The organism is Ideonella azotifigens, from assembly GCF_021043325.1.
Classification (GTDB): Bacteria; Pseudomonadota; Gammaproteobacteria; order Burkholderiales; family Burkholderiaceae_C; genus Ideonella; species Ideonella azotifigens.
This window is the reverse complement of record NZ_JAJNKD010000002.1, coordinates 381681-397998: the sequence shown is the minus strand read 5'-3', so window position 1 is coordinate 397998 and position 16318 is coordinate 381681. Positions and strand designations below refer to the sequence as shown.

Annotated in this window: 18 protein-coding genes; 8 read left to right on the top strand and 10 right to left on the bottom strand. The window is 66.5% G+C overall.

Features of this window, described 5'->3' with window-relative positions; all coding sequences use genetic code 11:
* Positions 1 to 23: 23 nt before the first annotated feature.
* Positions 24 to 1364 carry an argininosuccinate synthase gene (argG, locus tag LRH25_RS06445; RefSeq protein ID WP_141287244.1) on the bottom strand — a complete coding sequence of 447 codons (1341 nt, stop codon included), beginning with the start codon at positions 1362 to 1364 and terminating at the stop codon, positions 24 to 26.
* A gap of 174 nt (positions 1365 to 1538) precedes the next feature.
* Here argG and LRH25_RS06440 point away from each other — a divergent pair, with 174 nt between their 5' ends.
* Complete coding sequence (locus LRH25_RS06440) at positions 1539 to 2339, top strand: DUF4397 domain-containing protein (protein WP_141287245.1); 801 nt, start codon at positions 1539 to 1541, stop codon at positions 2337 to 2339.
* Here LRH25_RS06440 and LRH25_RS06435 read toward each other — a convergent pair.
* The 8 genes from LRH25_RS06435 to LRH25_RS06400 all read right to left on the bottom strand — a co-directional run bounded on the left by LRH25_RS06435 (position 2320) and on the right by LRH25_RS06400 (position 8956).
* Complete coding sequence (locus tag LRH25_RS06435; RefSeq protein ID WP_141287246.1) at positions 2320 to 3798, bottom strand: radical SAM protein; 1479 nt, start codon at positions 3796 to 3798, stop codon at positions 2320 to 2322. The two genes, LRH25_RS06440 and LRH25_RS06435, sit on opposite strands and share 20 nt — an antisense overlap.
* Complete coding sequence (locus tag LRH25_RS06430; protein ID WP_141287247.1) at positions 3795 to 4145, bottom strand: hypothetical protein; 351 nt, start codon at positions 4143 to 4145, stop codon at positions 3795 to 3797. The genes LRH25_RS06435 and LRH25_RS06430 overlap by 4 nt, the downstream gene beginning before the upstream one ends.
* Positions 4142 to 4939: a prolipoprotein diacylglyceryl transferase family protein gene (locus LRH25_RS06425; protein WP_141287248.1), complete on the bottom strand. Its 798-nt coding sequence runs from the start codon at positions 4937 to 4939 to the stop codon at positions 4142 to 4144. The genes LRH25_RS06430 and LRH25_RS06425 overlap by 4 nt, the downstream gene beginning before the upstream one ends.
* Positions 4936 to 5214 (bottom strand): hypothetical protein, encoded by a 279-nt coding sequence (locus tag LRH25_RS06420; RefSeq protein ID WP_141287249.1) that lies wholly within the window; start codon positions 5212 to 5214, stop codon positions 4936 to 4938. Before LRH25_RS06420 ends, LRH25_RS06425 begins: the two co-directional genes overlap by 4 nt.
* A gap of 3 nt (positions 5215 to 5217) precedes the next feature.
* Positions 5218 to 7140, bottom strand: a complete 1923-nt coding sequence (locus LRH25_RS06415) for an MFS transporter (protein WP_231010519.1) — start codon at positions 7138 to 7140, stop codon at positions 5218 to 5220.
* 63 nt (positions 7141 to 7203) lie between these two features.
* Positions 7204 to 7998 (bottom strand): DUF2145 domain-containing protein, encoded by a 795-nt coding sequence (locus tag LRH25_RS06410; RefSeq protein ID WP_231010518.1) that lies wholly within the window; start codon positions 7996 to 7998, stop codon positions 7204 to 7206.
* Positions 7995 to 8462, bottom strand: coding sequence for a hypothetical protein (locus LRH25_RS06405; protein ID WP_231010517.1), 468 nt, complete (start codon positions 8460 to 8462; stop codon positions 7995 to 7997). The genes LRH25_RS06410 and LRH25_RS06405 overlap by 4 nt, the downstream gene beginning before the upstream one ends.
* Complete coding sequence (locus tag LRH25_RS06400; protein WP_231010516.1) at positions 8462 to 8956, bottom strand: YiaA/YiaB family inner membrane protein; 495 nt, start codon at positions 8954 to 8956, stop codon at positions 8462 to 8464. Before LRH25_RS06400 ends, LRH25_RS06405 begins: the two co-directional genes overlap by 1 nt.
* Before the next feature lie 112 nt (positions 8957 to 9068).
* Between LRH25_RS06400 and LRH25_RS06395 the strand changes: the two genes are divergently transcribed.
* From LRH25_RS06395 to LRH25_RS06365, 7 genes are all read left to right on the top strand, one after another.
* Complete coding sequence (locus tag LRH25_RS06395; RefSeq protein WP_141288313.1) at positions 9069 to 9800, top strand: helix-turn-helix domain-containing protein; 732 nt, start codon at positions 9069 to 9071, stop codon at positions 9798 to 9800.
* 103 nt (positions 9801 to 9903) lie between these two features.
* On the top strand, positions 9904 to 10224 hold the full coding sequence (locus LRH25_RS06390; protein ID WP_231010515.1) for an XRE family transcriptional regulator: 321 nt from the start codon (positions 9904 to 9906) through the stop codon (positions 10222 to 10224).
* A gap of 1 nt (position 10225) precedes the next feature.
* On the top strand, positions 10226 to 11542 hold the full coding sequence (locus LRH25_RS06385; RefSeq protein WP_141288315.1) for a type II toxin-antitoxin system HipA family toxin: 1317 nt from the start codon (positions 10226 to 10228) through the stop codon (positions 11540 to 11542).
* Positions 11543 to 11832: 290 nt separating this feature from the next.
* Positions 11833 to 12279 carry a GNAT family N-acetyltransferase gene (locus LRH25_RS06380; RefSeq protein ID WP_141288316.1) on the top strand — a complete coding sequence of 149 codons (447 nt, stop codon included), beginning with the start codon at positions 11833 to 11835 and terminating at the stop codon, positions 12277 to 12279.
* A gap of 67 nt (positions 12280 to 12346) precedes the next feature.
* A complete protein-coding gene (locus LRH25_RS06375) occupies positions 12347 to 12838 on the top strand; it encodes a hypothetical protein (protein ID WP_141288317.1) in 492 nt (163 codons plus the stop codon).
* 35 nt (positions 12839 to 12873) lie between these two features.
* Complete coding sequence (locus tag LRH25_RS06370) at positions 12874 to 13395, top strand: GNAT family N-acetyltransferase (RefSeq protein ID WP_141288318.1); 522 nt, start codon at positions 12874 to 12876, stop codon at positions 13393 to 13395.
* Positions 13396 to 13561: 166 nt separating this feature from the next.
* On the top strand, positions 13562 to 13993 hold the full coding sequence (locus LRH25_RS06365; protein ID WP_141288319.1) for a YciI family protein: 432 nt from the start codon (positions 13562 to 13564) through the stop codon (positions 13991 to 13993).
* A gap of 169 nt (positions 13994 to 14162) precedes the next feature.
* Here the strand turns inward: LRH25_RS06365 and LRH25_RS06360 are convergent, their stop codons facing one another.
* Positions 14163 to 16178, bottom strand: a complete 2016-nt coding sequence (locus LRH25_RS06360; RefSeq protein WP_231010513.1) for a M61 family metallopeptidase — start codon at positions 16176 to 16178, stop codon at positions 14163 to 14165.
* Positions 16179 to 16318: the final 140 nt, after the last annotated feature.

Sequence of the window (16318 nt, the reverse complement as noted above, 5' to 3'; positions counted from 1 at the left end):
GCACCGATGGGTGCATGTCGCGTTCAGTCCTTGGCCGGCGCGCTGATCAGCCCGATGCTGCTCTCCGCCGTGCCCAGCAGGCCGACGCGGCTGTAGATGCCCAGCTTGGCGCGGGTGTCTGAGATGTCCAGGTTGCGCATGGTCAGCTGGCCGATGCGGTCGGCCGGGGTGAACGGCGCGTCCTCGACCTTTTCCATCGACAGCCGCTCGGGCGCGTAGGTCAGGTTCGGGCTGTCGGTGTTCATGATCGAGTAGTCGTTGCCGCGGCGCAGTTCCAGCGTCACTTCGCCGGTGACCGCACGCGCCACCCAGCGCTGGGCCGACTCGCGCATCATCATGCACTGAGGGTCGAACCAGCGGCCCTGGTAGAGCAGGCGGCCGAGCTTGCGGCCGTTCATGCGGTACTGCTCGATCGTGTCTTCGTTGTGGATGCCGGTCACCAGGCGCTCGTAGGCGATGTGCAGCAGCGCCATGCCCGGGGCTTCGTAGATGCCGCGGCTCTTGGCCTCGATGATGCGGTTCTCGATCTGGTCGCACATGCCCAGGCCGTGGCGCCCGCCGATGCGGTTGGCTTCCTCGAACAGCGCGACGGCGCTGGCGAACTGCACGCCGTTGAGCGCCACCGGCACGCCTTCCTCGAAGCGCACCGTGACCTGCTCGGCCTTGACCGCCACGTCCTCGCGCCAGAAAGCCACGCCCATGATGGGCTTGACGATCTGCATGCCGGCGCTCAGGAACTCCAGGTCCTTGGCCTCGTGCGTGGCGCCCAGCATGTTGGAGTCGGTGCTGTAGGCCTTCTCCACGCTCATCTTGTAGTCGAAGCCGTTGGCAATGAGGTATTCGCTCATCTCCTTGCGGCCGCCCAGCTCGTCGATGAAGGTCTGGTCCAGCCAGGGCTTGTAGATCTTCAGCGCGGGGTTGACCAAGAGGCCGTAGCGGTAGAAGCGCTCGATGTCGTTGCCCTTGTAGGTTGAGCCGTCGCCCCAGAGGTTGACGCCGTCTTCCTTCATCGCGGCCACTAGCATCGTGCCGGTGACGGCGCGGCCCAGCGGCGTGGTGTTGAAGTAGGTCGCGCCGCCGGTGGAGATGTGGAAGGCGCCGGACTGGATCGCCGCAATGCCTTCGTTGACCAGCTGCGTGCGGCAGTCGATCAGGCGGGCGATGTCGGCACCGTAGGCCAGCGCCTTGCGCGGGATCTCGTCGTAGTCGCTCTCGTCGGGCTGGCCCAGGTTGGCCGTGTAGGCGCAGGGAATGGCGCCCTTGGCGCGCATCCAGTGCACCGCGGCGCTGGTGTCCAGGCCACCGGAGAAGGCGATGCCGACGCGCTCGCCAGAGGGAAGTTTTTGCAGGATGGTGGCGGACACGGCAGGGCTCTTTCCAGGCAGACCAAAAGTCGGAACCCACGATTTTAAGGCGACCGCTGCGGGCCGCTGCAGAGTTCCCTGTTTCACAGATCTTTGCCATCGGCAACGCACTGCAGCGAAATGACCCGGCGACAGTGAAGGCAGTCCGCCTTCCCGTTGCCCAAAGAGTTGTCCATGCCCTTGCCGTCCCGTCTCCGTTCCAGTCCTGTCTCCGCCGCCGAGCCGGCCCTGCCCACGCGCCGCCGCGTGCTGCAAGCCGCAGCCGGCATCGTCGCTGGCGGCAGCCTGCTGGCGCTGCAAGCCTGCGGCGGTGCCGACGATGGCGACACCGCTTCGCTGCGCCTGGTCAACGCCACGGTCGACTTCGAGACCGCCAGGCTGCAGGTTGACGGCAGCACCGTGATCTCGTCGCTCGCCTATGGCGGAACGACCAGCGACTACGTCAGCATCGACAGCGGCAGCCGCGCGCTCGCGCTGTTTTCGACCAGCGGCACCACGGGCCCGTCGACCGCCTACAGCTTCAATGCCGACACCTACAACACCGTGATCGCCTACGGCACGCTGAGCGCCGGCATGGCCTTTCGGCGCATCGAGGAGTCCAACTCGGCCCCGTCCAGCGGCTACTTCAATGTGCGCCTGCTGCACGCCGCGCCGCTGCTGGACGGGCTGGACCTGTACATCAGCAACACCAGTAGCCTGGCCGACCTGACGCCCACTGCGACCATCTCCGCCATCGGCAACCTGGGCGATTTCGTCGCCGTCGAGGCCGGCACTTACCGCGTGCGCCTCACGCCCACTGGCGACCACAGCACCGTGCTGTTCGACTCCGGCTCTGACACTTCGTCCCGCATCACCTTCAGCAGCGAGCTCATCGTCACGCTGGCCATCGTGCCGCGCAGCAGCGGCTCGCTGCCGGACATCACCGCGCTGCCTGAGAAGCTGGCCGCTGGCGTGCTCAGCAACTCGCTGGCTTGATGGACAGCGCGCCGCGTGGCGCATCCCGGCGCTGCGCATGCAGCACGTCCAGCTCACCGCGCAGCGTGGCCAGCATCGCCTGTTGGGCCGGCTCGCGGTAGAATAGGTTGTGGCTCTCGAACGGCACCATGCGGCCGTCGGGCAGCGCCATGTGGATGCAGCTTTTCTTCAGCGCCCGGATGTCCAGCCCGCGCGCGTCCATGAACTGCACGATCAGCACGCGAAACACGTGCCGGTAGTCTAGGCCCTGCGGCGCGCTGATCTGCGGCAGGCAGCACATCAGCTCCGACAGGCAGCTGGCCTGTGACTGCGGCGAATGGTTGGTCGAGAACAGCCGGAAGACCTGGTCCTTCAGCGCCGGGTCGCGCTCGAAGACGATGGTGTTGCTGGCGGCCTCCACCAGCGCGGCCGGGTCCAGGAAACGCGTGAGCGGCTGCAGCTCGCCGCCCGGCGTGGCCCGCAGCGCATAGGCCATCGCCAGCGTGTCCGGGTTGCAGGGTACCGGCAGCACGTCTTCCAGCGTGAACAGGCCGGACTGCTCGGCAATGCGGCGGCGGATCTCGCTGACCGTCAGCCGGTGCCTGGCCGCGTCATAGCCTTCGACCCGGCCGGCGTCCTGCACCGGCTGCAGCGTTACGCCGCGCACGCAGGGCTGTGCCGCCGCGAAGCGGATCACCTCGCCGATCTCCTCGTCGTTCACGCCGCGCTTGACCGTCATCACCAGCGTGGTGGACAGGCCCACTTCGTTGAGCCGCGCCAGTGCCTGCGTGCGGATGCGCCGCAGGTCGGCGCCGCGCAGGTCCAGCAGCGGCGCGCGCTGCAGCGAGTCGAACTGCAGGTAGACCTCGAAGGCCGGCGCGTAGCTCGCCAGCCGCTCTGCAAAGCCCGGCTCTTCTGCGATGCGGATGCCGTTGGTGTTGAGCATCAGGTGGCGGATGGGCCGCGCCCGCGCTGCGTCCAGCACCTCGAAGAACTGCGGGTGCAGCGTGGGCTCGCCGCCGCTGATCTGCACCACGTCGGCCTCGCCTTCGCTGGCGATCACCGCGTCCAGCATGGCGTTCACTTCGGCCATCGAGCGGTGCGTCAGCCGCTCCGGGCCGGAGCTGGCGTAGCAGGTCGGGCAGCGCAGGTTGCAGTGGTCGGTGATCTCCACCACCGACAGGCAGCTGTGCTGCATGTGATCCGGGCACAGGCCGCAGTCGTACGGGCAACCGTGGCGCATCTCGGTGGCAAAGCGCTGCGGCATCTCCGGCGCCTTCACGTAGACCTCGCGGCACTGGCGGTAGTAGGCCGCATCGTCGGCCACCAGCACCCGCTCGGTGCCATGCACCGGGCACCACTTGTCCATGAACACCTGATCGTCCTTGATCAGGATCTTGGCTTCGACCTGGCGCAGGCAGGTGGTGCAGACCGATTGGGTGGTGTCGTAGAACAGCCAGGGGCGGGTCTTGCGGGTCATGGGTTCGGGCCGCGATCGACCGCCTCGGATGGCCGTGCTGCGGATGGGCGCAACAGTTGCCGGATATTGCGGATGCTGGCGGCAACGATCAGGAAGCCGATGCCGCTGGCGACGAAACAGAAAAGCGCGAACGAGTTGCCGCCGTTCCATCCAAACTGACGCACGATGGAGATGCCGGCCCAGGTGCCCCAAACCCCGCAGGTGCCGAAGCCCAGGACAGTGGCCGTGAGCGAAAGCAGGGTGACGACGCGCAACACCCGCGTCAGCCCTGCCGGCCGGAGTGTCGCTTGGACGATCACCAACGCGACGATCACCACAATGACTAGGGCCGCGATCAGACCGGTCATGAGTTTTGCACCTGTTCCGAGCTTGGCGGCACATCGCTCTGCCCGATGGCGGAGTGACAAGTCCGCCACAGCGCCCAGCCGCTGATCGCGAGGCCCACAAGGCAGACCCATTGGATGCCGGACAGGCCGCCAGGGTAGGCGATGCGCACCGGTTTGAGCGCATCGCCGAGCAGGCGCCAGAGCAGGTACCCGCTTGCAAACAGTTTGAAATGCAAGCCCTCGGGAGCCCGGGCAGGCCAGCGCGGCGCGGCCATTCGGCGCAATCCGCCCCAGGCTGCTAGAAACAGCATCTCGTAGATGGCGCTGGGATGTCTCGGCCGACCGTCACCCAGGTCCAGCCCCCAGGGCACGGTTGTTGGCAGGCCGTAGGTGTCGTCATGCAGGCCGGCGAGCAGGCAGCCGATTCGGCCGATGCCCAGGCCCCACAGCAAAGGCGTCACCATGGCGTCGCCGGTCGAACGCGTCTGACCGGAGAACCACTTGGCCAATTCGACGCCCAGCCAACCGCCGAGCAATCCGCCCACCATGCTTTGCCCCGGCCACAAGGGCTCTCCTTGCCAAATGCGCATGGCGATGTCCGGACGCTCGATTAGGAACACGAGCTTGTTCCCCAGACCAGCCCCTATCAGCAGGCCCAACAGCACGGCGAAGCGTCCCGGTGCCAGTAGGCCATGCGATCCGTTGTCCGATTGGGTTTTTCGGACGGAGCGTCGCCAAAGCGTGGCACCCGCCGCCATTCCGAGCCATTCGAACAGGGCGTGAACGGCCGCGGCCAGAGGTGGGTCTTGGATCACTGAGCGAGCCTTGAAGCCTCGCGTCGGCGACGCAGCCAGCGCAACACGCTCCAGCAGGCGCCCACGCCCAACACGCCTATGCCAAGGGATGCGTACGGGAGCATCCCGATGAACTCGGACTCGCCGGGATGCGCGCTTCGCAAGTCAAGCAGGCTGAATACACCACCGCAGGTGCCCATCAAGGCAAATGCGAGCAGCGCGAGGACCAACAAGCCACGAATCAAGACCAGCCCCACGTGTTCGACCGATGCATTCTGTTGGGCACGCGTCTTCACGATTCAATCCTTGCTGGCCAGCAGCAGTTGCGCCACGCGCGCTTGCAACGCATCCATCTGAACTTGCTCTGGCGCCTGAGCCGGTGCCGCCACCAGGCCCACCGGGCTGAACAGCCCACGGCGGAAGGGCTTGACCATCGCGGTGCCGCCTTCCACACGCGAGAAGAAAGAGCCCCAGAGGTTGGTCAGCGCCATCGGCACGACAGGCACCGGGCGGCGCTCCAGGATCTTCATCAGCCCGCCCTTGAAGGGCTGCAGCGTGCCGTCGCGGGTGATGCCGCCTTCGGGGAAGATGCCCAGCAGTTCGCCGTCGGCCAGCACGGCGTCCGCAGCGTCGAAGGCGGCTTCGTAGGCGGCCGGGTCTTCGGCGCGTGGGGCGATGGGAATCGCCTTGGCCAGCTTGAACAGCCAGCCCAGCACCGGGATCTTGAAGATGCGGTGGTCCATCAGGAAGCGGATCGGGCGCGGGCTGGCGGCCATCAGCAGCACCGGGTCGATGAAGCTCACGTGGTTGCAGACCAGCACCGCGGCGCCGGTGGCCGGAATGTGGCGCGTGCCCTGCAGCCGGAAGCGGTAGACGACATGCGACAGCACCCAGGCGATGAAGCGCAGCAGGTACTCGGGCACGACCAGGAAGATCCACAACGCGACCACCGCGTTGGCCACCGCCAGCAGGCCGAAGACCTGTGGCACCGTGAACCCGGCCGCGAGCAGCGCGCCGACGATCAGGCTGCTGGCGATCATGAACAAGGCGTTCAGGATGTTGTTGGCCGCGATGATGCGGGCCCGGTGGCTGGCTGGCGAGCGCAGCTGGATCAGCGCATACATCGGCACGCTGTAAAGGCCTGCGAACAGCGAGAGCAGGAACAGGTCCGCCAGCACGCGCCAGTGCGCCGGCTCGGCAATGAAGCTGCCCAGGCCGTACTGCAGCGCCGGGGCCACGAGCGAGGACGAAGACCACCACAGGTCGCCCGCGAAGACCGTCATGCCAATGGCGCCCAGCGGCACCAGGCCGATCTCCACATGCTCGCGGCTCAACGTCTCGCACAGCAGCGAGCCCATGCCCACGCCCACAGAAAACACCACCAGCAGCAGCGAGGCCACGTGCTCGTCGCCATGCAGCACGTCTTTCGCGAAGACCGGGAACTGCGACAGGAACACCGCGCCGAAGAACCACAGCCACGAGATGCCCAGCAGCGAGCGGAACACCGCCAGGTGGCCGTGCGCCAGCTTCAGGTTGGCCCAGGTCTCAGAGACAGGGTTCCAGTTGACCTTCAGCCCCGGCTCGGTGGCCGGCGTGGCCGGCACGAACTGCGCCGCCAGCCGGCCCAGCGCCGCCAGCGCCAGGCAGGCCACGGCGACCGCCTGCGCGCCGCTGACGGCGCCGCTCTCGGGCAGCGCGATCAACAGCCCGCCGGCCACGTTGCCCAGCAGGATGGAGACAAACGTGCCCATCTCGATCATGCCGTTGCCACCGGTCAACTCGCGCTCGTTCAGGTGCTGCGGCAGGTAGGCGAACTTCACCGGGCCGAACAGCGTGCTGTGCAGCCCCATCAGGAAGATGCAGCCCAGCAGCAGCGGCACCTGGTGCGTCACCAGTCCCAGCGTGGCCAGCGCCATGATCGCCAGCTCCAGGTTCTTGACCCAGCGCGTCATTCGCGCCTTGTCGTACTTGTCGGCCAGCTGGCCCGCGGTGGCCGAGAACAGCAGGAAAGGTGCGATGAACACCGCGCCGATCACCAGCCCGGCCATGGCAGACGGCAGCCAGCTGACCGAGAGCCGGTAGGTCACCAGCACCGTGAACGCGAACTTGAAGACGTTGTCGTTCATCGCCCCCAGGAACTGCACCCAGAAAAACGGCGCAAACCGGCGCTGGCCCAGCAGCGCGAACTGGCTGGGGTGTTCGCTGGACGAAGGTGCGGACATCGACGGTCTCCTCGGGGGGGCTTTGGTTTTGGCGCGGCGGGTGCCGGGTAGCAATGTAGCGGTTCAACGCACCAACTGCGGTGCGCCAGCGAGCTGGCTGCCGGCGAGCCAGCTGAACATCGAGTCGGCGGTCACGGTTTCGATGTGGTCGGCGAAGCGCTTGCTGTTGGGGTGGTCGTCGAATGCGATGTTGGCGCGGGTGGCGCGGGCGCCCAGGCGGGTGAAGGCGTCGATGTTCAGCACGGTGGGCTGGTAGCCGCGCAGCTGCAGCCATGCCTGGGCGCGGTGGCGGTCGGTGGCGCCGTCATCCAGCGCGGCTGCCAGGGTTTCGAGTGCCCACTGGTTGCTCTGCTGGTAGCGCTCGGACCAGGGGTAGGCGAGCATCGAGTAGGCGGCGGTGTGCATCAGCGGCAGCCGGCGGCTGTCGTCCAGCCACGGGCGCAGCTTGGCTTGCACTTCGGGCGTGGGCACCACGAAGGCGGCCTCGTAGCGCCAGGGCTGGTCGAGGAAGAAGTCGCCCAGGCCCTGGCGGTAGAGGCCGGCGCGGTCGGTGCCGCAGCGGTTGAGCTTGTGCACCACGCGCCACGCGGGCCGGCCTTGCGCGTCGGTGCTGCGGTAGGCAAAGCCCAGGTGCGACCACTGCAGCCCGTAGCGTCGCAAGTCCTGCCCGGCGCGCGCCAGCAGCACGACCTGCGCACCGCTGGCGTCCAGCGCCTGCGAGGTGCGCTGGGCCAGCGCCATGCCCTCGGTCACGGCGCTGGCGCTGGGCGGCTGTGGCGCTTCGCAAGCCTGGCCGGTGTGTGCACCGGCGGCCAGGGCCAGGGCCAGGCCGGCCACGAGCACTCGGAGCGCTTTCATCGCGTCACCGGCTCGTTGTAGAGCAGCGAGGCGCCGATCTCGTTGGGGATGAAGCACAGCGCCTTGCCGGCCTGCGACAGCACCCAGCCGGTGCCGGTGACGACCACGGTGACCGCAGTGCCGGCGGCGACCAGCGAGGCCCCGGCCATCGTCAGGCTGATGCGCGCGCCGTCCGAGGCACGGGCCAGCACCCACAGCGTGCCGCCGGCCACGGCTTGCACCGAGACCACGGTCAGCACCGCCCCGGCCGACAGCACGGCAGCCGGCACCGCCAGCGGCGTGGCCACCGAGATGGCGATCGACAGCGCCGAGGCTTCGCTGGCTTCCGATGGGCCCTGGTGCGCGAGCACCGTGTGCGGCCAGCTGGCCAGGACCAGCACCATGCCGAGGCTGACCGAGACGGCGCCGCGGGCGGTCTTGCGCACGGTCTTCGTGGCCGGCTTGAGAACAGTGGTCGTGCACATCAGCGAGTCTCCTCACGCAGGGCTTCGCGGCGGCCGGCCAGGCGGGCTTCCAGCAGGTCGGCGTCATGCGCGTCGCGCAGGGTCTTGGCCAGCGTGAACACGCTGGAGATCAGGAACAGCCACGACACCAGCAGGAAGGCCTTCCACACCGGCTGTATGCCCATGCGCCACAGGCCCCAGCCCGTCAGCCCCATCGAGAGCAAAAAGCCGCCCCACACCACCAGACGCCACATCGGCGTGTCGACCGTGCGGCGCTGGTTGTCGCGCACGAACTTGGCCAGGCCGAAAGCGCTGGACAGGCAGAACACATAGCCCATGACCATGAAGGCGCGGGCTATGTCGTCGCCCGGCAGCCAGGCCAGGCCGATGGCGCACAGCGAAACGGCGATGCCGAACGACAGCCAGACCTGCAGCCGCCAGGCCGCGGTGTCGCGGCGGACGGCGAGGGACGAGACAGCGGAGGTGTCCATGTCGGTGACGGGAGCGTTGAACATGGACGCGATGTTGGCGAGCTTGCGCCGTAAGTGGCCTGTCTGGATGCTGCGTCGCGCCGGATGGCACATCTGGTATCGTCATTCGATACGTCACCCTCCCGCAGGAGCCCGCATGGCCAGCACCCAGGCCCTGATCCAGGTCATCAAGAACGAGCTGAAGGCCGCCGGCCTGACCTACGCCGCGTTGGCCGGCGAGCTGCAGATGGCCGAGTCCAGCGTCAAGCGCATGTTTTCGCGCGGCGAGATGCCGCTGTCGCGCGTGGACGAAATCTGCCGCGTGCTGAAGACCGATTTCGCCGCGCTCTCACGCCAGGTCGCCGAGGCCCAGCCCGAACGCCGCGAACTGACGCTGGAGCAGGAGCGCGCCGTGGTGGCCGACCGCAAGCTGCTGCTGGTCGCCATCTGCTGCATGAGCCAGTGGTCGCTGGAGCAGATGGTCGGCCACTACCGCATCACCGAGCCCGAAGTCATTCGCCACCTGGCGCAGCTGGACCGCCTGGGCATCATCGCGCTGCGCCCGCTGAACCGCTACCGCCTGCAGCTCGCCAAAGGCTTCCGCTGGCGCCCGCACGGCCCGGTGATGCAGTTCTTCCGCGAAGACGTGGTGCAGGACTTCTACAGCGGCGGCTTCGACGGCGAGGCCGAACTGCTGGCGCTGGTGCACGGCCAGGTGGCCCCGCGCCACGCCATCGCCTTCCAGGAGCGGCTGCAGCGCCTGGCGCAGGACTTTGCGCAGCAGCATCTGTCTGACCGCGCGTTGCCGGCGGACCAGAAGCGGCCAATGACGCTGCTGATCGGCATGCGGGCGTGGCTGTTCGGGGCGTTTCGAGACATGAAGCGCTAGACGGCATTTGTGCTGATAGATAAATACAAAATATGCTATTCTGTTGTAATCTATCGGTATGCCAAAGACTGCGCGTGCGCTGCTTCAACTCCCGCCGGCAACCGTGGGTGCCCTGGAAAAGCTGGGCGCCGACCTGGCCGTCGCACGCTTGCGCCGCAAGGAGTCACTGCGGTCCTGGGCCAAGCGCATGGGGGTGACGGTGTCCACGCTCCAGCGCCTGGAAGCCGGAGACCCGTCGGTCGGCATCGGCATCGTGGCGACGGCTCTCTGGCTCATCCAGCGCGACGGTGAACTGAGGGATCTCGCAGCGCCGGAGCACGACCAGGGCGCGCTTGAACTTGATGTTCGAGCGGCCGTTGCACTAGGCCGTGCTCGCGCCCAGGCGTCGGCCGAAACGCGTTTGAGCAAGCGGGAGCAGGACTGAGATGCGCCTGGACGACCTGTCCCTTTGGTACCTGGGCGAGCCCGCGGCACCGCGCCTGGTCGGCGCGCTGAAGTTGGTCGCTGCGGGCAAGGGCGTCTCGTTGCGCTACGCCCAAGCGTGGCTGCACGACGGATTCGCGCTGAGCGAGGACCTTCCCCTGGTCGACAACGAATTCCTGCCACCTGGCCGCTTGGGCGCAGAGGGGCCGCGCGCGGTTGGCGCCGTTGACGACGCGCGGCCGGACCGGTGGGGCGAGAAAGTCATCCGCTTTGTCGACAAACCCAAGCGCCTGTCCTTGATGGAGTACCTCTATTACGCGGGCGACGACCGATTCGGCGCGCTGGGTGTCTCCACATCGTCCAGCGTCTACAGCCCCAGAGCCGGCAGTCCATTGCCTCGACTCGACCAGGCGCAGCAGCTCAGCGAGGTCGTGGCCAAGATCGAAGCCTCGGAGCCGTTGAGTGCGCTGGAGGCCAAGATCATTGCGGGTGGCGGCAGCCCGCTCGGCGGCGCAAAACCCAAGGCGCTGATCGAGATCGATGGCGAGCAGTGGGTCGTCAAATTCTTCAACAACGAGCCAGTTGACGCGCCGCTCGTTGAGCACGCAACGATGACGCTGGCCGCGCGTGCCGGCATCACCGTGGCAGAGACACAGGTCATCCGGCTGGAAGACGCGAACGCCATCGCGATCCGCCGCTTCGACCGCGAGCAAGGCCTTCGCATCCACAGCATTTCGGCGGGCACTGCCATTCGCGCTGCCACAGCCTCTGGCGCCGAGCCCGAGATGGGTTACCCCGAACTCGCGCGCATCCTGCGCCGTGTTGGCCTCACGCAGGATGACACCCACCTGCGCGATGCACGCGAGCTCTTCCGGCGCATGGTCTTCAACATCCTGCTCGACAACACCGACGATCACGAGAAGAACCATGCCCTGCTGGTCGTGAACCCATACGACCATGGGCGCTTGAAACTCGCGCCCGCCTATGACGTTTTGCCGACCAACTCTGGCCAGGGTTATCAGGAGTTCATCTGCGGCGCCGAGGGCCGGGACTCGACGCTGGCCAACGCGATGTCACAGTGCGAGGCCTTTGGCCTGCGCCCGGACGAGGCGGCCGCCGAAGTGGTCGCCGTCATTGCGGTGGTGAACGAGTGGCGAACGCACTTTGCGCAGGCCGGCGTGGCGAGCCGGGACATCGAGAGCCTGGCCGAGCGCGTCGATGGCGAAGAGCTCCTGCGCCAGCGCGAAAGCTTCGACCCGGCGCAGTTTCAGGCGTCGCAGTCGAGACCCCGGAAAACGAGTCCGTTCCGGCCCACCTGACGGGCAAGCCCACCCCCCGCTCACCGCACCGCCAACTCCGCGCTCCGTGACACGAAATTCCGCCAAGGTGTCCCCACGTTGAACCCCGAGGCAATCATGGAGGCCGCCGAAGCGGGCGAGCGCATCCGCAAACTTTTAGGCGTGCCAATGTGCCAGCTCATCCCTCGAGAAGCAGATGACAGCAATGGTTTTCAGAGGCGAAACTGCGGTCATGCGCAATGCCTCCAAAGACCTTAGACCAACCGGCCGCTTCGGGCGGCGGTTGTCCATTTGACGTTAGAGCGCTTCATATGTCAGACCACATTCAGCACGACGAGTACGAAATCTCCACTGATCCGGAGCGGCTTGACGTCACATCCATTCATGCGTTTCTCACACAAAGCTACTGGTCGCCCGGCATTCCGCGCTCTGTAGTCGAGCGCGCCATCAGCAACTCCCTGTGCTTCGGCCTGTATCGCCGGGCCGAGCAAGTAGGGTTCGCTCGTGTGGTCACTGACAAAGCCACGTTCGCCTATCTCGCAGACGTATTCATTCTTAATGCACATCGAGGCAAAGGCTTATCGAAGTGGCTAATGCAAGTCATCACGGAGCACAAAGACCTGCAAGGTCTTAGGCGCTTCATTCTCGCAACCAAGGATGCACATGGCTTGTACAAGCAGTTCGAGTTCAACGCACTGGCCAATCCGTCGCTCATGATGGAAATCCTCAAACCCGATGTTTACCGCCAATCGCTCTAACCCTTCCATCGAGAGGACGTCACCCGGCAAGCCGGGCGCCGCCTCTCATGTCAAACGTGAGGGCGCAATGAACATCTGGATTTCCGCGATCGCAGCCGTGGCTGTCCAGCCACTGGTTTTTCTGCTTCGAGTCCTTCCTGACTATCTGTCGTCACCTCAACCGCTCTACGAAGTTGGCCTTATGGTTGTGGCTGTAGTGGCGGTTGGCGCGGCTGTAGTTCTAGTCCTTGGGATTCCCGCGTTCCTTGCACTACGGAGGTTCCGCCGCGAAGGCTGGGGTTCTCTAGGAGCCGCGGGAGCCCTTCTGGGAGCATTGCCAAGAGCGTCTTCCTGGCCGCGCACCCTCGAAGGCTACTCGGCCGGTCAGAACTGGCATGGCAACTACATTGAAACCTATGTCAACGGCACTCCGACCACGTATGCCTGGCTCACCTACGCCGAAAGCGTCTTGCTGTTCGCGCTGCATGGTTTGGTCGGCGCGCTCGTGTTCTATGGTGTCTGGCGCTCGCGCCAGCGCCCTAACCAATCATTCCAGCCAACCGCCTTCGGCGGCGACTGAATTCGTTAGGCCGCAAAACTAACCAAGGTGCCAGCATGCTCTTCCGAAGAACAGCCGAGACCGAAGACCTGGTGGCACTCACTGCTTTGATTCGTGCCGCCTACGCGCCGCATGCGTTGAAGGGGCTCCGCTATTGGGCAACCCACCAGTCCGTCGAGGACACAGCCAGGCGCCTTTCCCGAGGCGTCGGCTTCGTTGGCGAGGTAGATGGAGAACTGATTGCCACCATCACGCTCAGCAAACCCGACCCCGAGTCCAAGGTTCTGCTCCTGCGCGACGAGTACACGTGGTCGTTCGGTCAGTTTGCCGTCGCGCCAGGACATAAGGGCAAGGGCTACGGAAGGTGCATCCATGATGCTGCATTGCAACATGCCGTTCTCGGGGGTTGCCAAGTCATGGCGCTCCACACAGCCGAGCCTGCTACTGAACTGATCGAGATGTACCGATCCTGGGGCTATGCTCAGGTCGGCACCTGTGACTGGCGACCACACACGAACTTCTTGAGCGTCCTCATGACGAAGCCCCTCGCCCCTCAAGCAACCAGCAATGCGGCCTGACCCTTCGTCAAGGAGGCGTCCCGCAAGCGGGCCTCCCCTTGCGTTAGGCGTCAGAAGGCACCCTGATCCCAATGACGACGTCGGGCTTACGTGTCGAAAATGAGCGCCTCCATTCGTCGTAAAGGTGGAGCGACAACGTTCCGCAACTCTACGTAAGGAGACCGACATGCGATTCATGGTGCTGATCAGGGCTGACCGCAACAGCGAAGCGGGCGTGATGCCCAGCGAACAACTGCTCGCCGAGATGGGCCGGTTCAACGAAGACCTGGTGAAAGCCGGCGTCATGCAGGCCGGCGAAGGACTGCACCCCAGTTCCAAGGGTGCCCGTGTGCGCTTCTCAGGTCACGAGCGCAAAGTAGTTGACGGCCCCTTCGCCGAAACAAAGGAGTTGATCGCAGGCTTCTGGATCTGGAAGTGCGCCTCGTTGCAGGAGGCAATCGATTGGGTCAAGCGCTGCCCTAACCCGATGCTGGGCGACTCGGAGATCGAGATACGCCAAGTCTTCGATACCGAGGACTTCGGCGAGGCCCTCACGCCAGAGTTGCGCGAGCAAGAGGAGAGACTGCGTGCGCAGATCGCCGGGCAGACTGACGCCTAGCCCTTTACAGGGACTTCTCCGCGCGTCGATACCAACCGTTGATTGAGGTGCCTTTCTTGCTCGAAAGCGAATTGCGCTCACTTGGATAGATCATGACGAGAACCGACTGCACATTGAGGTCCGGCCCTGCTGCAGTTGAGCCTGGACCGGGCCTTCCATACAGGGCGCTTCAGCGCGCTGCCAACTCCGCACTCAAGCGATCCACCGTCCCCGCAATGCGCTCCAGCTTCGGATAACGCAGCCCACCCCGGTAGTCGATCTTCACCAGCTTGTAGCGCTCGCCCACCTTCACCAGCAGTTCGATCGGCGCCTGGCCGGTCTTGTTGGCGGTGATGGCGGCGGCCAGGCGCTCGGGTTTCCAGCTCTGCATGCCGACGGCCAGCACCTGCTCGCCCGGCGCCAGGCCTGCCTGGAAGGCCGGGCCGTCCCAGCGCACGCCGCCCACGTTGCCGTCCTTGTCCAGGCGCAGGCCCAGCGAGTAGGAGAGGTCTTGCCCGCCGGATTCGCCGCGGCCGTCGTCGGCCTTGGCGAATTCGCTCTCCTTCTCCTCATAGACCAGGCGCCAGCCGCTGCGGGCCAGGCCGCCCAGCGGCGCGGCATCGGCACCGGTGCGGTCCAGCCGCTCGCGCAGGAAGCGGGCCCAGTCGTGGGGCTGCACGCCGTTGAGGGCCTTGACCACGTCGTCGAAGGCGTAGGTGCGCGGCAGGATGCTGCCGTCCGGCGCATTGGCATGCGCTGCACCGAAGAAGGCGCGTGCGAAGTCGTCCAGCGAGCGCTTGTCGCCGCTCTGCTCGCGGATCAGCATGTCGGCCTCCAGCCAGATCAGCCGGCCTTCCTCGTAGTAGTCGCGGCCGCGCTGCCAGTCGCCCCAGGGCTTGTTGCGGCTCGCTTCCATCGCGCCTTCGTTGGTCGTGTCCTGCAAGGTGCGCCAGCCACGGCCGCCGCGCGCGGCCAGGTCGGCGGCGTTGTGCGCCAGGTTGTCGCGGAACTCGGCCGCTGTCACCAGCCCGCTGCGGGTGGCCAGCACGTGGCCCCAGAACTGGGTCTGGCCTTCGTAGACCCACAGCAGCGAGCCGCGCATCGGCTGGTTGAAGTTGGCGGTCCACAGGTCGTCGGGCCGGCGGAACTTGCCGTTCCACGAGTGGGTGAACTCGTGCGCCAGCAGGTCGCGGCCACGGGCGGCCTTTTCCCAGTCCTTGAAGTAGCCGGGGCGCACGCCGTTTTCACTGGACTCGTGGTGCTCCAGCCCGATGCCGCCGAACTCCCGGCTTTGCGACAGCAGGAAGTCGTAGTGGCGCCAGTGGCGAGCGCCGTAGAGCTTGTCGGTCTGCTGCACCAGCTTGCGGTGGGCCTCGATCTGCTCGGGCTTGGCGTCGAGCTGGTCGGCCTCGTCGGCGAACAGGTTCAGCGCCACCGGCTGCGGCGTGCCGGGCGGGTCCAGCTCGATGCGCTTGGCGTGCATGCCGGCGAACAGCGGCGAGTCGACCAGCGTGGTCGCCGAGACGCTGCCAAACGCCATCCAGCCCTGGTCATCGGCCTTGGCCAACTGACCGTCCGCCGCGCGCAGCGCGGTGGCCGCCAGCCAGCCCGTGGGCAGCTTCAGCCGTGGCTGCACGCTGATGCCGTCGGTCGCATGGCCGGCCGGGTACAGCAGCACGGTGTTCCATTGCACGCCCAGCAAGGCCGGCGACATCGACACTCGGCCCTGTTCGGACTTCAGCGGGCTCAGGTGCTCGAAGCGCAGCGTCAGCTGCGAGACGCCGGCCGGCACCTCGATGTGGAAGGCGTTGACCTCCACCGGGTCGCGCTGCCAGGCCAGCGGCTTGTCGCCGGCCGTCACCTGCAGGCCGGCCAACGGGTTCGGGTTGCCGGTCGGCCCGTGGTTGCCGGGCAGCCAGCGCGGGTAGAGCAGCGTCAGGCGGCCCGGCACGACGGGCAGTGTCTCGGTGACCGCCAGCACCCGGTGATCCAGGTCGGTCGCGTCGACCGCCAGCGTGATGCGGCCGAGGTAGGGCGTGGCCGAAGGCGCGGGCAGCGCAGCGGCGGGTGCGGCCGGCTGTGGTGGTGGCACGACAGGCTGCGCCGCGCTGTGGCCGGCGTGCGCCAGCCCGGCCAGCAGCAGCAGGCGACAGGCGGCAAGGGAAGCGTCGCGGGGGGACGGTCGGGCGGAACGTGCGAATGACACCGGCAACTCTCCAGGAATGAAGCGGCGCACGTTAGCGCAAAGCCCGTGCCTGACTTGTTTCTGTCACCGCCGGTTGCCAAGCTGGGGATGCCGCTGGCCCGGTGGCTCGGCTACTGTGGCCGCACTGATCGAACCGAGGT

Excerpts from the sequence above, each read along its gene's own strand:
- LRH25_RS06385 (WP_141288315.1), top strand. The coding sequence starts at position 10,226 with ATGCGCCTGGACGACCTGTCCCTTTGGTACCTGGGCGAGCCCGCGGCA.
- LRH25_RS06405 (WP_231010517.1), bottom strand. The coding sequence starts at position 8,462 with ATGTGCACGACCACTGTTCTCAAGCCGGCCACGAAGACCGTGCGCAAG.
- LRH25_RS06430 (WP_141287247.1), bottom strand. The coding sequence starts at position 4,145 with ATGACCGGTCTGATCGCGGCCCTAGTCATTGTGGTGATCGTCGCGTTG.
- LRH25_RS06435 (WP_141287246.1), bottom strand. The coding sequence starts at position 3,798 with ATGACCCGCAAGACCCGCCCCTGGCTGTTCTACGACACCACCCAATCG.
- LRH25_RS06395 (WP_141288313.1), top strand. The coding sequence starts at position 9,069 with ATGGCCAGCACCCAGGCCCTGATCCAGGTCATCAAGAACGAGCTGAAG.
- LRH25_RS06370 (WP_141288318.1), top strand. The coding sequence starts at position 12,874 with ATGCTCTTCCGAAGAACAGCCGAGACCGAAGACCTGGTGGCACTCACT.
- LRH25_RS06365 (WP_141288319.1), top strand. The coding sequence starts at position 13,562 with ATGCGATTCATGGTGCTGATCAGGGCTGACCGCAACAGCGAAGCGGGC.
- LRH25_RS06440 (WP_141287245.1), top strand. The coding sequence starts at position 1,539 with ATGCCCTTGCCGTCCCGTCTCCGTTCCAGTCCTGTCTCCGCCGCCGAG.
- LRH25_RS06375 (WP_141288317.1), top strand. The coding sequence starts at position 12,347 with ATGAACATCTGGATTTCCGCGATCGCAGCCGTGGCTGTCCAGCCACTG.
- LRH25_RS06410 (WP_231010518.1), bottom strand. The coding sequence starts at position 7,998 with ATGAAAGCGCTCCGAGTGCTCGTGGCCGGCCTGGCCCTGGCCCTGGCC.
- LRH25_RS06400 (WP_231010516.1), bottom strand. The coding sequence starts at position 8,956 with ATGTTCAACGCTCCCGTCACCGACATGGACACCTCCGCTGTCTCGTCC.
- LRH25_RS06415 (WP_231010519.1), bottom strand. The coding sequence starts at position 7,140 with ATGTCCGCACCTTCGTCCAGCGAACACCCCAGCCAGTTCGCGCTGCTG.
- LRH25_RS06380 (WP_141288316.1), top strand. The coding sequence starts at position 11,833 with ATGTCAGACCACATTCAGCACGACGAGTACGAAATCTCCACTGATCCG.